Origin of the sequence: Plantibacter sp. LMC-P-059a (assembly GCF_030209505.1) — a bacterium.
Taxonomy (GTDB): domain Bacteria; phylum Actinomycetota; class Actinomycetes; order Actinomycetales; family Microbacteriaceae; genus Plantibacter.
The window spans coordinates 319579-332490 of sequence record NZ_JARVRZ010000001.1; the positions used below are offsets into that span (position 1 = coordinate 319579).

General features: G+C 70.7%; 12 protein-coding genes. 6 read left to right on the plus strand and 6 right to left on the minus strand.

Going from position 1 to position 12912, the window contains the following annotated elements; all coding sequences use genetic code 11:
• Positions 1–145 precede the first annotated feature (145 nt).
• From QRN27_RS01520 to QRN27_RS01530, 3 genes are all read right to left on the minus strand, one after another.
• The gene (locus QRN27_RS01520) at positions 146–673 is read right to left on the minus strand and encodes a hypothetical protein (RefSeq protein ID WP_285040460.1); all 528 of its coding nucleotides are present in this window, start codon (positions 671–673) and stop codon (positions 146–148) included.
• Positions 674–760: 87 nt separating this feature from the next.
• Positions 761–1420, minus strand: coding sequence for a LuxR C-terminal-related transcriptional regulator (locus QRN27_RS01525; RefSeq protein WP_285040461.1), 660 nt, complete (start codon positions 1418–1420; stop codon positions 761–763).
• Positions 1417–2679, minus strand: a complete 1263-nt coding sequence (locus QRN27_RS01530; protein WP_285040462.1) for an ATP-binding protein — start codon at positions 2677–2679, stop codon at positions 1417–1419. The genes QRN27_RS01525 and QRN27_RS01530 overlap by 4 nt, the downstream gene beginning before the upstream one ends.
• A gap of 112 nt (positions 2680–2791) precedes the next feature.
• On the opposite strand from QRN27_RS01530, the gene QRN27_RS01535 reads away from it, so the two are divergent.
• Together QRN27_RS01535 and QRN27_RS01540 are read left to right on the plus strand one after the other, a co-directional pair.
• Positions 2792–4297 carry a PspC domain-containing protein gene (locus QRN27_RS01535; protein WP_285040463.1) on the plus strand — a complete coding sequence of 502 codons (1506 nt, stop codon included), beginning with the start codon at positions 2792–2794 and terminating at the stop codon, positions 4295–4297.
• Positions 4294–4608, plus strand: a complete 315-nt coding sequence (locus tag QRN27_RS01540; RefSeq protein ID WP_285040464.1) for a hypothetical protein — start codon at positions 4294–4296, stop codon at positions 4606–4608. The genes QRN27_RS01535 and QRN27_RS01540 overlap by 4 nt, the downstream gene beginning before the upstream one ends.
• A 26-nt stretch (positions 4609–4634) precedes the next feature.
• Here the strand turns inward: QRN27_RS01540 and trmD are convergent, their stop codons facing one another.
• Genes trmD through nirD form a run of 3 tightly spaced genes read right to left on the minus strand, consistent with a single transcriptional unit; the run spans position 4635 to position 6518 of the window.
• On the minus strand, positions 4635–5342 hold the full coding sequence (gene trmD, locus QRN27_RS01545; RefSeq protein WP_285040465.1) for a tRNA (guanosine(37)-N1)-methyltransferase TrmD: 708 nt from the start codon (positions 5340–5342) through the stop codon (positions 4635–4637).
• A gap of 46 nt (positions 5343–5388) precedes the next feature.
• Positions 5389–6147 (minus strand): sirohydrochlorin chelatase, encoded by a 759-nt coding sequence (locus QRN27_RS01550; RefSeq protein WP_285040466.1) that lies wholly within the window; start codon positions 6145–6147, stop codon positions 5389–5391.
• A complete protein-coding gene (gene nirD, locus QRN27_RS01555; RefSeq protein WP_056006869.1) occupies positions 6144–6518 on the minus strand; it encodes a nitrite reductase small subunit NirD in 375 nt (124 codons plus the stop codon). Before nirD ends, QRN27_RS01550 begins: the two co-directional genes overlap by 4 nt.
• A gap of 211 nt (positions 6519–6729) precedes the next feature.
• Here nirD and nirB point away from each other — a divergent pair, with 211 nt between their 5' ends.
• The 4 genes from nirB to QRN27_RS01575 all read left to right on the plus strand — a co-directional run bounded on the left by nirB (position 6730) and on the right by QRN27_RS01575 (position 12879).
• Complete coding sequence (gene nirB / locus QRN27_RS01560) at positions 6730–9330, plus strand: nitrite reductase large subunit NirB (RefSeq protein ID WP_285040467.1); 2601 nt, start codon at positions 6730–6732, stop codon at positions 9328–9330.
• On the plus strand, positions 9331–10110 hold the full coding sequence (gene cobA / locus QRN27_RS01565; protein ID WP_285040468.1) for a uroporphyrinogen-III C-methyltransferase: 780 nt from the start codon (positions 9331–9333) through the stop codon (positions 10108–10110).
• Positions 10107–11270, plus strand: a complete 1164-nt coding sequence (locus tag QRN27_RS01570; RefSeq protein ID WP_285040469.1) for a uroporphyrinogen-III synthase — start codon at positions 10107–10109, stop codon at positions 11268–11270. The genes cobA and QRN27_RS01570 overlap by 4 nt, the downstream gene beginning before the upstream one ends.
• 190 nt (positions 11271–11460) lie before the next feature.
• Positions 11461–12879 (plus strand): MFS transporter, encoded by a 1419-nt coding sequence (locus QRN27_RS01575; protein WP_285040470.1) that lies wholly within the window; start codon positions 11461–11463, stop codon positions 12877–12879.
• Positions 12880–12912: the final 33 nt, after the last annotated feature.

Consider the following 12912-nt stretch of genomic DNA (forward strand, 5'->3'; position numbering starts at 1 on the left):
ACGTTCGGAAGGAAGAGTGTGCCCGTTGCCGGCGTTCCCCTGTGGCAGAACTGCGGAGGCACAAACAGCAATTGTGTCATGAAAGCGTTCCGGATGGGTAACCGGGCCGGTCGGGGGCGGCGCGGCGGCGCGCGCCACGCCTTCCTCAGCGGCGTTCGTCGGGCTTCTTCTCCTCGATGACGATGAACTCGCCGCCATCGATCGGCCCGGGTTCGAACCGTTGCGCGGGCGGGATTGAGGATCCGGGTACGGTTCCCGGAGCGGCGGCGGCCATGCGCTCGAACTCCGCCATGGTCTCGCGTGCACGACGCGTCGTCTCGGAGATGAGCTGGGCGATGACGCCCCAGAACGCGGCGAGCCCGGCGACGACGCCGAGCACGGCCCAGAGGGCAACGCCCGAGCTGAACGACCCGAAGCAGATGATCGTGAGGTGCCAGAGGGCGAGCAGGCCGACGTCGGTCCAGGAGACGAGGCGTGTCGTGCGGACACTCGCACGCGCCGAGATGAGGAAGGCGATCGCGGCGAGCGCGATGGCGAGGATCGGCATCGCGATGAACAGCCCGAAGAGGCTCCAGCCGCTCTCGCCGAACAGGCCCCAGCCGACGAACGGCCAGGCGGGCAGGACGAAGATCGCGATGAATCGCCAGTAGAAGAACGCCCGCCGGATGATCATGTCCCCAGGGTACCGTCGGGTCCCCTGGCGTGCGCTGGGCGTTCGCTCACGGCCGAGCCGCGACACTCCAGGCCTCGGTCGGACCCGTCAGAGCAGTTTGCGTTGCAGCGCCCAGGCGGCGAGCTCGTGGCGCGAGGACAGCTGGAGCTTGCGGAGGACGCTCGAGACGTGGGTCTCGACGGTCTTGACGGAGATGAACAGCTCGGTCGCGACCTCCTTGTAGGCGTATCCGCGCGCGATGAGCCGCATGACCTCCTGCTCGCGGGCGGAGAGGCGGTCGAGTTCGTCGACGGACTGGGCCGTCTCCCCCGCCACGGCACCGAAGGCGTCGAGCACGAAACCGGCCAGACGCGGTGAGAAGACGGCGTCGCCGTCGTCGACGCGTCTCGCCGCCTCCGCGACCTCCGCCCCCGAGGAGCTCTTCGTGATGTAGCCCCGCGCTCCCGCCCTGATGACCCGGACCACGTCTTCGGCGGCGTCCGACACGCTGAGTGCGAGGAACCGCGTGGCGGGCACGATCGCAGCCGAACCGGCGATGACGTCGGCGCCACCACCGCCGGAGCCACCCGGCAGGTGGACGTCGAGCAGCACGACCTGCGGGCGGGTCTCGGCGATGACCCGGATCGCCTCCTCCACGTCTCCCGCCTCACCGAGGACGTCGATCCCCGGCCCGAGCTCGCTGCGGAGTCCGGAACGGAAGATCGAGTGGTCGTCGACGATCACGACGGTCAACTGTCGGGCACTCATGGTCGGCTCCTCAGCGGGGTCGGGACGGCGGGGGCAGGGGCGGCCGGCGGCGCCGCCGAAGCACCGTCGTGAACGGGCAGCACGAGGCGGACCTCGGTGCCTCGTCCGCCAGGCCGCGAACGGATCGTCGCCTCGCCACCGATCCGTTGCATGCGGCCGATGATCGACTCCCGGACCCCGAGGCGGTCCCGCGGGACCTGCTCCAGGTCGAAGCCGGGGCCGCGGTCGGAGATCGACACCTCGATCCGCTGCGGTGCCGTCTCGAGATAGACGGAGACGTCGCCGCCGGCATGACGTGCCGCGTTGAGCACGGCCTCCCGCGCGGCGGCGAGGAGCGGCTCCGGAGCGTCGGCGACCGCCTGCCCGACCGCCACGACGTCGACGCGCACCGCGTGGTCGGCTTCCACCGCGGCGGCGATGGTCCGCAGCTCGGTCGCCAGATCGCCCGTCGGTGCAACCCCGCCGGAGAAGAGCCAGTTCCGCAGCTCACGCTCCTGCGCCCTGGCCAGACGGGACGCTTCACTGCCGGGCCCGGCCTGCTGCTGGATGAGCGCGAGCGTCTGGAGCACCGAGTCGTGCAGGTGCGCCGCGATCTCCGCACGGTCGGCCTCACGCATCCGCGCGGCACGCTCGTCCGCGAGGTCGCGATTGAGCTGGAGCGCCCAGGGGGCGATCACCACCGCGACCCCGAGGAGTACGGCGAGCGCGGCGACGATGACCGTCCACATGTTCGGGCGATCGCCGGTCACGAAGAACAGGAGGATACCGAGGACGACGAGGACGAGCGCTCCGAGCACGCGGATCAGGAGCGCCCGGGAGCCCTCGCCACGACCACGCTCGCCGAACTGCCTCCATGCCAGCGCGGCACCCGCGAGGACCACGATGACCGGGATGACGGCCTCGAGCGGGATGTCCAGTCCGGTCCGCGTCGCGATCAGCGCGGTCCCGGCCGCGAGCAGGGCGATCCCGAGGAGCACCTCCGTGATCGGCGCCCGACGAGGGACGTCGGAGTCCGCTGCGCCATCAGTCGAGGCAGGCCGCAGCAGGTGCTCCCGGGGATCGATCGGTCCGTCGACACCCTGCGTCGGCGTCATCACCCACAGCCACACGTAGAGGAGCAGGCCCGCTCCGCCGCAGCAGGCAAGGATGACCGTCGCCGTCCGCACCGCAGCGACGGGGAGACCGGTGTGCTCGGCGAAGCCGGCGCAGACGCCGCCGAGCAGGCGGCGCCTCGGACGGATCATCACCTCGGTTCCCATGGAGCCATCCAAGCAGTTCAGGGTGAGGTCGGCACCCTGGGACGGCAGGTTCAGGGTGCGCTCAGGGTCATGCCGGATGGGCCGGACCCGGACGCTTCGCCAGAATCGGACCATGACGAACCACAGCACGCCACCCGCCGGAGCAGAACCGGGTGCACCCGCCCCGCAGGATCCGACGACCCGCTTCTTCGACTGGTGGCGGTCCACCGGTCTCCGTCGCTCGGCCGACTCCTGGCTCGGCGGTGTCGCCGGCGGTGTCGCGACCCGGCTCGGCCTCGATCCGATGATCGTGCGAGGTGCCCTCATCGTCATCGCGATCCTGGGCGGACCGGTCCTCTTCGTCTACGCCGCGGGCTGGGCGCTCATCCCCGACCAGCAGGGTCGGATCCATCTCGAACGCGCGATCCGTGGGGTGTTCGACCCGGCGATCATCGCCATCGGCGTCCTCGCGGTGCTCACCGCCGTGCCGTTCATGCGCGGACTCTGGTGGGACGGCGTGCCGCACGCCTGGAACCTTCCGGGCTGGTTGGAGTCGACCATGACCGCCGGCTGGGTCATCGCCCTGATCGTCGCATCGGTGTGGTTGATCGTGATGTTCGCGCGACGCGACCCCGAGCGGACGACTCCCCCCGAGACACCGCCGCAGCGCGACCCGTGGACCAGCGACGCCTCGATCCCGAAGCCGTCGGCACCTTCGGCAACGTTCTCCCCGTCCAGCCCTCCCGGTCAGGCGCCGGAGTCCCCCGGTGCCACGGCCCCGGTGTCGCTCGCGAAGGTCTCCGGTCCGCAAGGCGACCCTGGCGCGACCATGCCGCTCGCTGGCGCCACGCCCACCACCGTCTGGGACGGGGCTCCGAGCCAGCAGCGAGGCTGGACCAGCCAGGAGTTCCGGGACGAGATGAGCCGCCAGCGCGCCGAACAGCAGGCCGAGCGCGAGACGAAGGCTCGAGAGCGGCGCGCGCAGCACCCGGGGGCGGCCTTCGTGGCGATCACCCTCGGACTGGCGCTGCTCGCCGGTGCCGGCGCGGCCGTCGTCGCAGCGAGCGCCGGATTCTCGATCCCGGTCGTCGTCGTCATCGGCCTCGCCGCAGCGCTCGGTGCGCTCGCCGTCGCGACGATCATCGCGGGGATCAGCGGACGGGAGAGCGGTTGGCTCGGACTCTTCACCTGGGCCGCCGTGATCTCACTGCTCGCCACCGGGGTGTTCCCGCTCGGCTCCTCCTTCCTGCCCGTCGGACGCGCGACCTGGACCGTGACATCGACCGATGCGGACGACCGGCGCGGATACGTCATGATCGCCGGCCAACCCACGCTCGACCTCGGTGAACTCGCCGACGACGACGCGTTGCGCGGTGGGACGATCGACGTGTGGATCGTCGCCGGCGAGGTCGACGTGCTCATCCCCGAGGACGTGCCGGTGATCGTCGAGTTCTCGGCCATCGCGGGCACCCTGGACACGGGTCGCGGTGATCGGGACGGAACGGACCGACGCGGCGGAGCCCTCTTCCAGGACGAGGCCCGCTACGGACGGACGACGTCGGCGGACACGACGCGGGTCCGGGTGTGGACGATCGCCGGCAGCGCGGTCGTGACCGAGGAAGCGGAGGCGGGACGATGAGCGAGCAGGACGACCGGACCGAGCCGACGACGAAGTCGACTCCACCGGCGACCGACCAGACGACCACGTCCGAGCGGACGAGCCACGAGGCGGAGAGCGGTTCCGATCAGACGGGTCGAGGCGGTCGGGCGCCGCGGTTCGGCACCATCCTCTGGGGCGTGCTCCTGCTCGTCTTCGCCGGGGCCATGCTGGTCACCAACCTCACCGAGGTGCGCATCGACCCGCTCGGCTGGATCACTGGTGCGATCATCGCGACCGGAGCGGTCCTCGTCGTCGCAGGCATCGCGGCCGCGGTGCGCCGGCGACCCTGAGACCAGGACGCTCGAGCGCGAACCGCTCAGCCGCCGGTGACGTCGTCCGGCAGCAGGTCGGGCCGGACCTCTCGGGTCCGCTCGAGCTGCTGCTGGCGCCGCCACGACGCGATGGCCCCGTGGTTGCCACTCAGGAGCACCGGCGGTACCGGCAGCCCCCGCCATTCGGACGGCTTCGTGTAGCTCGGGTATTCGAGCAGACCGTCCTCGTGCGACTCCTCGACGAGGCTCTCGGGATTGCCGACCACGCCGGGGACCAGCCGACCGATCGCCTCGATCATCGCCATGACCGCGACCTCGCCGCCGTTGAGGACGTAGTCGCCGAGGCTCACGAGGCGGACACGAGCCCGGCTGGCCGTGTGCTCGAAGACGCGGTGGTCGATGCCCTCGTACCGACCGCAGCCGAACACGAGATGCGGCTCGAAGGCGAGTTCGCGGGCCATCGCCTGGGTGAAGACCTCACCCGCCGGCGAGGGGAAGATGACGAGCGGCTCGTCCTCGGTGTCGTCACCCAGGATGCCGTCGAGCGCCTCGCCCCAGGGCTCCGGCTTCATGACCATCCCGGCCCCTCCGCCGTACGGAGTGTCGTCGACCGTGCGGTGACGGTCGTGCGTCGAGTCGCGGAGATCGTGGACGTCCAGCTCGATCAGGCCGCTCTGCTTGGCCTTGCCGAGCAGCGAGAGGTCCAGGGCATCGAAGAAGGTCGGGAAGATCGTGACGATGTCGATGCGCATGAGGAGCAGTCTATTCGCGCGAGGGTCGGCCTCCCGGTCGCGTCGATCAGTCGGACAGCCCGGCCGACGCCTCCTCGTAGCGGTCGACCACGAGGTCGACGATGCCTGCGTCCGGCGCCTCGCCCGGGTGGAGGAGTGGAGGCGTCACCGCGTCGGCCCCGGCCTCCTCGAGCAGCCGCGCGAAGTACCCGGGTGCCAGGAGATAGGTCGCGATGACGACTCGACCACGCGGCCGGCTCGCTCGGGCGTCCGCGACCGCGTCGGGTACCGCCGGGCGGGCGGCGGAGACGAACGCGGTCACCACCGGGACACGCAACCGTGCCTCCAGACGCCGTCCCATCTCGAAGCAGTCCGCGACGGCACGCGCATCCGTCGAGCCGGCGGCGGCGAGGACGATGCGGTCGTCGGGTGTCACGCGCAGCGCCTCGAGCCGGCGGGCCAGCACCGCGACGAGGCGATCGTCAGGCCCCATGGCGCGTCCTAGGGCGGTCGATCGCTCCGTCGCCTCGAGGTCCTCCACGAGGTCGACGTGGACGTGGAAGCCCGCGGACAGGAGCAGCGGTACGACGACGGCCGGACGGCCCGACTCCACGGAGCCGAGCGTGGCGGGGACGTCGGGCTGCTGCACGTCCACGAAGCCACCGGCGACATGGAGGTCGGCCCTTTCGCGCTCGACGGCGGCGACGAGCGCGGCGACCGACGCTTGACCGATGGGACAGCTCGTGCCGTGCGAGACGGCGACGAGGGCCGGCGTCGTCAGGGTGGCGGGCCGAGCTCGACGGACACCTGGAGCGAGCAGGGTCATCGCTCCTCCCCCAGCTCGATCTCGACGAAGCCCCCGACGATGCGGGTGCTGAAGGTCCTGAGGAACAGGTTCGGGTCGGTGAAGCACTCGCCGGTTCCGAGGTCGTAGACCTGCTTGTGCAGCGGCGAGGCGATGGTCGGACGCTCTCCGCGGGAGCCGACGATGCCGCGGGCCATCACCGGTGCCGCCGTCTGGGGGTCTCGGTGGTCGACCGCGTACACCTCCTCGGCGCCGATGCGGAAGACGGCGATCTGGCGGGCGCGGAGCAGCGCCACCTCGCCCCACGACAGCTCGAGATCGTCGATGGCGCAGACCCGCCGCCAGTCGGCGAGCGCCGTCCGCGCGGTCTGCTCCGGTGTCGTCACGCTCATCGTCGGCCTCCTGCTGGTCGTGCGTCGGAGCACCGACGCTACGGGCGGGGTGTTTCGGCTGATCACCCACGAGGTTTCGGTGAGGTGAAACCGACCTCACATCGCGTCTCACCGTCTGTGCGGTCCTCGACCCGTCGGGGACACATCCGGGCAACGGTCCGGAAACGCCGCCTCAGTACGCTCGCTGGAACACGAGCCGAGGGGGCCCACGATGACCGATCGCACTCCACAGGGCGGACCACGCCGCATCGTCGTCGTCGGCGGCGGACCGGCCGCGCACCGGTTGGTCGACGCCCTGCACAGCCGTGACGGCGGGGAACGGACGCACATCACCGTCATCTGCGAGGAGCTGCACCGCCCCTACGACCGCGTCGCGCTGAGCAAGCGACTCGACGATGCCTCGATCGACCTCACGCTCACCCCGTCCGCCGTCTGGGACGAACGCCACGTGTCCCTGCTCCTGGGCGAGCGTGCGGAGCGCATCGATCGTGACGCACGGACGGTGCACACCTCGCTCGGTCGGCTCGTGGAATGGGACGAGCTGATCCTCGCGACCGGGTCCTCGGCGCCGGTGCCGGAGATCGACGGCGCGGAGCACGCACTCGTCTACCGCACGCTCGACGACGTGGACCTCCTCGTCTCCGAGATCGAGCGCATCGGAAGCCTGCGGGGACGTCCCGCTCGCGTGATCGTCGCCGGCGGTGGACTCCTCGGGCTCGAGGCCGCGGGCGGCGCGGCTCGCCTCGGCGCCGACGCGAGCGTCGTGCACTCCGGTTCGTGGCTCATGTCGGCACAACTCGACGAGGGTGCCGGGCGGGCACTCGGCCGGATCATCGGTGCGCAGGGCATCGCCTTGCATCTGGGGACCCGTCCTCGCTCCATCCTCCTCGACGAGGAGGGCGCCGTCTCGGGGGTGAAGTTCTCGAGCGGCCAACAGGTCGAGGTGGACATCGTGGTCTTCGCGATCGGCATCCGGGCGAGGGACGAACTCGCGCGTGACGCGGGGATCGCACTCGGCGAGCGCGGCGGCGTGGTCATCGGGACCGACTGCAGGACGTCAGCGGCCGGGGTCTGGGCGATCGGGGAGGTCGCCTGCTTCGAGGGACGCTGTACCGGGCTCGTGGCGCCGGCGAACGCGATGGCGGAAGTCGTCGCCGACCGGCTGCTCGGCGGCGAGGCGGAGTTCACGACGGTCGACGACGCAACGAAACTGAAGCTCTCCGGCGTCGACGTCGCGAGCTTCGGCGACGCCCTCGCGCGGACGGAGCACAGCCTCGAGATCGTCTACGCCGACCCGGCACGGGGGCTGTACCAGAAGCTCGTCATGACCGACGACGCGAAGACGCTCCTCGGTGGCATCTTCGTCGGCGACGCGTCGCCCTACGCCGCGTTGCGCCCGCTCCTCGGGAGTGAGCTGTCGAGCGAACCCGCGGCCTACCTGTCCGCCTCCGGCATCGAGGCACCGGCCGGGGACGAGCTGCCGGACGCGGCGCTCGTCTGTGCGTGCAACGCCGTCACCGCGGGCTCGGTCCGCGAGGCGATCGCCGGCGTGCACGGCGAGGCCTGCACGGAGCTCGGCCCGCTCAAGACCTGTTCACGGGCCGGCACCCAGTGCGGCTCGTGCGTCCCACTCGTCAAGAAGATCCTCGAGACGGAGCTGACGAAGTCCGGTGTCGCCGTGTCGCGCGCCCTCTGCGAGCACTTCGCCCTGTCTCGGCAGGAACTGTTCGAGTCCATCCGGGTGCTCGGCCTCACCTCCTTCGACGACATCCTCGCCCGGTTCGGCGTCGGTCGCGGCTGCGACGTCTGCAAGCCCGTGGTCGGCTCCATCCTCGCCAGTCAGCAGGGCGGCTACATCCTCGACGGCGGGCGCGGCACACTCCAGGACACGAACGACCGTGCGCTCGCGAACATGCAGAAGGACGGCACCTACTCGGTGGTCCCGCGGATCCCCGGCGGTGAGATCACGCCCAAGAAGCTCGCGGTGATCGCGCAGGTCGCCACCGACTACGGGCTCTACACGAAGATCACGGGCGGGCAGCGCATCGACCTCTTCGGGGCCCGACTCGAGCAGTTGCCGGAGATCTGGCGCATCCTGGTCGACGCCGGGTTCGAATCCGGCCAGGCCTACGGCAAGTCCCTCCGCAACGTGAAGAGTTGCGTCGGGTCGAGCTGGTGCCGGTTCGGGGTGCAGGACTCCGTCTCCATGGCGGTCTTCCTCGAACTCCGCTACCGGGGGCTCCGGGCGCCGCACAAGTTCAAGTTCGGCGTCTCCGGCTGTGCCCGTGAGTGCGCTGAGGCTCGTGGGAAGGACGTCGGGATCATCGCGACCGAACAGGGGTGGAACCTGTATGTGGGCGGGAACGGCGGGTTCCAGCCGACGCACGCGCAGCTCCTCGCGGGTGACCTCGACGACGAGACGCTCGTCCGGTACATCGACCGGTACCTCATGTACTACATCCGCACGGCCGACCGTCTCCAGCGCACGGCACGGTGGATGGAGGACCTCGAGGGCGGACTCGACCACGTCCGCGAGGTCGTCGTCGAGGACTCGCTCGGGCTCGCCGCCGATCTCGAACAGGCGATGGCCGCCCATGTCGAGGGCTACGAGGACGAATGGGCCGCCACCCTCGCCGACCCGGAGCGCCTCCGACGGTTCCGTTCCTTCGTCAACGAACCGGGCGAGGCGGAGCCCGGGTTGGCGCGCGTGGCCGAACGCGGCCAGTACCGACCGGCCACGGCTGCGGAGATCGAACGCGGCGAGGCCGTCTACGTCGCAGGGCCTACCATTCCAGTGAGAGAAGGGGCGTAGATGTCGCGTGTAGGCAGGGTCACCCTCGTCGGTGGCGGACCGGGCGATCCCGCGTTGCTGACCGTCGCCGCGGTGGAAGCCCTGCGCGACGCCGACGTCGTGCTCTACGACCGACTCGCCCCGCACGACGCCCTCCCTTCCCTCGCACCGAACGCCCTCCTCGTCGATGTCGGCAAACGCCCGGGCCACCACCCGATCGGGCAGGAGGGCATCGAGACCGTCATGGTCCAGCACGCCCTGGACGGTGCGACCGTCGTCCGGTTCAAGGGCGGCGACCCGTACGTCTTCGGCCGCGGCAGTGAAGAGGTGCTCGCCTGCCACCGTGCCGGCGTCCCCGTCCGCGTCATCCCGGGCGTCTCGAGCGCCGTCGCCGTGCCCGCCGCCGCCGGGATCCCGCTCACCCATCGGAACCTGAGCCGGCTCTTCACGGTGGTGAGCGGTCACGTGCCGCTCTCCGATGACGAACACCGTCACCTCGCCGGGCTGGGCGGGACGATCGTCGTCCTCATGGGTGTCGGCACCCTGCCCTCCGTCTCCCAGGGACTGCTCACCGCGGGGCTCGCCGCCGACACCCCGGTCGCGATCATCGAGCGCGGGTACAGCGAGACCCAGCGGACGACGATCGCGGACCTCGGTTCGATCCTCCACGTCGCGGCGGCTGCCGGGGTGCGATCCCCGGCGGTCATCGTGATCGGCCACGTCGTCTCCTTCGCGTTCGACGGCGACGCCGAGGCCGCCGAGCTCCTGGAGCGGGCAGAACGCCTGGCGGCGACGGTATGACCGACGCCACGGTGGGATCGCCGGACGCCGGCCCCGACGTGTCCTCGCCGGTACCGGGGTTCCGCGCGGACCAGCTCGAGGGGTTCCGGATCGGTGTGACGAGCGACCGCCGGTCGCAGGACCTCATCGACGCCTTCGAGCGGCGCGGCGCCACGGTCGTGCACGCCCCGACGCTCCGGATCGCCCACGCCCAACACGACGAACCTCTGATCGACGACACGCGCGACATCATCGCGGCACGTCCGGACGTCCTCCTCGCCACGACCTCGTACGGCGTCCGCCGGTGGTTCGAGGTGGCCGACGCCGCCGGACTCGGCGACGAGCTCGTCGATGCGCTCGCCGACACGGACATCCTCGTCCGCGGCCCGAAGGCGCGAGGGGCGGTCCGGGCTGCAGGCCTGAACGACGTCGGCATGAGCGACCGCGAGACCACCGCCTCCCTCGTCGACAAGGTCCTCGCCGAGTACCCGGCCGGCCTCCGGGTCGCCGTCCAACTACACGGGTACACCGACGAGCGACAGCTCGAGCGCCTCCGCGCCGTGCATCCGGAGGTGCACACGGTCGCCCCGTACCGGTGGACGGACCCGGACGCCACCGACGAACGCGTGCGCCGGCTCGTGGACGCCATCGTGAGCGGATCGCTCGACGCGGTCACATTCACGAGTGCACCATCGGTCGTCGCCCTCTTCACCGCCGCCGAGGCCCTCGGACTCGAGGACGCCGTCGTCGACGCCTTCAGGCACGATGTCCTCTGCGCGGCGGTCGGCCCCGTCACGGCCGCACCCCTGCTGGCGCAGGACATCGAGCCCATCGTCCCCGAGCGGTTCCGCATGGGGGCGCTCATCCGACTCCTCTGCGAACACCTGAAACAGCACGCGATCCTGCGCGCCGAGACGCTGCACGGTCCCATCGCCATCCGTGGTGCCATCGTCGAACTCCCCGGGTCCCGCGTGCGGCTCCCCCCGAACTCGCTCGCGCTGCTGCGAGCGCTCGTGCGCGCCAACGGCGCGGTCCTCTCACGGTCTGCCCTCGCCGACGCCCTGCCGGCGGCGGCCGACCACCACGCCCTCGAAGTGCAGATGAGCAGACTGCGCCAGGCACTCGGGGTCCCCGGCCTCATCAACACCATCGTCAAGCGCGGCTACCGACTCGACGTCTGACCCGTTCGAGCCGACGCGCGCGTCCGACCGAGCCCGACCGCGTCCCGACGGTCCGCGTCCTCACGGTCGTCGACGAGCGGTGTGAGCAGGAGGTGACGCAGGTGTTACGTGGGCGGTCGGACGCCGAAACACGGCGTCGATAGCGTCGGAGACAGCACCTCTCCCGCTTCACCGAACGCTCGGAGCAGTCATGACCACGAACCTCGACGCAGCAGACACGACGCCGACCACCGCCCCGACGGCCGGAGCCCCGGTCGCCCTGATCCACCGCCCGGGGCGCTGGATCGACGGCTGGAACCCTGAGGACACGGCCTTCTGGGAGCGTGAAGGTCGGAGCATCGCCGGGAGGAACCTCCGGTGGTCGATCTTCGCCGAGTTCCTCGGCTTCGTCGTCTGGCAGCTGTGGAGCATCGTCGTCGTGATGCTGCCGAGCGCGGGGTTCTCCTTCTCCACCGCCGAGACGTTCTGGCTGATCTCCATGCCGAGTCTCGTCGGCGCCACCCTGCGGTTCCCGTACTCGTTCATGGTCCCGAAGTTCGGCGGACGCAATTGGACGATCATCTCCGCCGGGCTGCTCCTCATCCCGTCGATCGCGCTCGCGCTCTGCGTGGGCAATCCGGACACCCCCTTCGGCGTCATGCTCGTCGTCGCCGGACTCGCCGGCTTCGGCGGCGGCAACTTCGCCAGCTCCATGTCGAACATCACCTACTTCTACCCGCAGCGGGAGAAGGGATGGGCGCTCGGCTTGAACGCGGCCGGCGGCAACCTCGGCGCCGCCGTCGCACAGTTCGTCGTGCCCATCGCGGTCACGATCGGTGCAGCGGCCACCCTCAACCTGAGCCTCGCCGGATGGATCTGGGTGCCGCTCATCCTGGTGGCGATGGTCGGCGCGTACCGTTCCATGGACAACCTGTCGTCCGCGAAGGCCGATCTCCGCGGGTCCGCGGCCGCACTCCGCGAACCGCACCTCTGGCTCCTCGCCGTGCTCTACATCGGCACCTTCGGATCCTTCATCGGCTTCGCGAGCGTCTTCCCGAAGCTCATCGCGGACCAGTTCCCCGCATTCTCGACCTTCGCGGTGGGTTCCGCCTCGATCTCCCTCGCGTTCCTCGGAGCCTTGATCGGCTCCCTGGCGCGGCCCTTCGGCGGACGGCTCGCGGACCGCTTCGGCGGCGCGGTCGTGACGATGAGTGCGTTCGCGGTCATGGCGCTCGGAGCGCTCGCGGTGCTGTGGACCCTCCCGATGGCGAACTTCTGGCTGTTCCTCGGGTGTTTCCTGCTCCTGTTCGTGGCCGCCGGCGTCGGCAACGGCTCGACGTACCGGATGATCCCCAGCGTGTTCGCCGCCCGTTCCGGTCTGCACGACGCCCACCACCGGGGTGGTGACGTGACGACGCAGCGGAAGGCGGCGGCCGCCCTGGGACTCATCTCCGCGATCGGCGCGTACGGCGGTTTCGTGATCCCGCAGATCCTCGGCCTCTCCCACGGCGCCACCGGCAGCTACTCGTCCGCGTTCATCGGGTTCGTCGGGGCGTACGTCGTCCTCTTCGCGATCACCTTCCTCGTCTACTTCCGGAGGAACGCCTCGCTGGCCGGTCAACGGCTGTGAGCGACCGTCCCGTCCACGTCTGACCGAAGGACA

Bases quoted from the DNA above. Each gene is read 5' to 3' on its own strand.
- QRN27_RS01540 (WP_285040464.1), top strand. From the start codon at position 4,294: ATGAGCGAGCAGGACGACCGGACCGAGCCGACGACGAAGTCGACTCCA.
- trmD (WP_285040465.1), bottom strand. From the start codon at position 5,342: ATGCGCATCGACATCGTCACGATCTTCCCGACCTTCTTCGATGCCCTG.
- QRN27_RS01520 (WP_285040460.1), bottom strand. From the start codon at position 673: ATGATCATCCGGCGGGCGTTCTTCTACTGGCGATTCATCGCGATCTTC.
- QRN27_RS01570 (WP_285040469.1), top strand. From the start codon at position 10,107: ATGACCGACGCCACGGTGGGATCGCCGGACGCCGGCCCCGACGTGTCC.
- QRN27_RS01530 (WP_285040462.1), bottom strand. From the start codon at position 2,679: ATGGGAACCGAGGTGATGATCCGTCCGAGGCGCCGCCTGCTCGGCGGC.
- QRN27_RS01525 (WP_285040461.1), bottom strand. From the start codon at position 1,420: ATGAGTGCCCGACAGTTGACCGTCGTGATCGTCGACGACCACTCGATC.
- nirD (WP_056006869.1), bottom strand. From the start codon at position 6,518: ATGAGCGTGACGACACCGGAGCAGACCGCGCGGACGGCGCTCGCCGAC.
- nirB (WP_285040467.1), top strand. From the start codon at position 6,730: ATGACCGATCGCACTCCACAGGGCGGACCACGCCGCATCGTCGTCGTC.
- QRN27_RS01575 (WP_285040470.1), top strand. From the start codon at position 11,461: ATGACCACGAACCTCGACGCAGCAGACACGACGCCGACCACCGCCCCG.
- cobA (WP_285040468.1), top strand. From the start codon at position 9,331: ATGTCGCGTGTAGGCAGGGTCACCCTCGTCGGTGGCGGACCGGGCGAT.
- QRN27_RS01535 (WP_285040463.1), top strand. From the start codon at position 2,792: ATGACGAACCACAGCACGCCACCCGCCGGAGCAGAACCGGGTGCACCC.
- QRN27_RS01550 (WP_285040466.1), bottom strand. From the start codon at position 6,147: ATGACCCTGCTCGCTCCAGGTGTCCGTCGAGCTCGGCCCGCCACCCTG.